The organism is Cellulomonas sp. GbtcB1 (genome assembly GCF_019091725.1).
Classification (GTDB): domain Bacteria; phylum Actinomycetota; class Actinomycetes; order Actinomycetales; family Cellulomonadaceae; genus Cellulomonas.
Genome location: NZ_JAGXJG010000539.1, coordinates 1 through 238, shown reverse-complemented (window position 1 = coordinate 238; position 238 = coordinate 1). Strand labels below are relative to the sequence as shown.

1 pseudogene is annotated in these 238 nt (G+C 86.1%); it reads left to right on the top strand.

From position 1 onward, the window contains the following. Positions 1–238, top strand: a pseudogene (locus KVT14_RS21305) (biotin--[acetyl-CoA-carboxylase] ligase); the annotation flags it as partial.

The window sequence follows — 238 nt, the reverse complement described above, 5'->3', positions numbered from 1 at the left end:
CCCCTGCGCGCCGCCGAGGTGCGGGCCGCGCCCCTGCACCCCGCCGGGCCGCTGCGCGGGTGCGAGGTGCTGCCCGCGGCGGGCCCGACCAGCCCCGAGCTGCTCGCCCGGGTCGCCGCGGACCCCGCCTGGGCGGACGGGGGGCTGCGCGTCGCCGCGCACCAGCAGGCCGGCCGCGGGCGGGACGACTACGCGGGGTCGACACCGGCGGGGGCCGCGCCCTCCCCGGCGCTCCCGG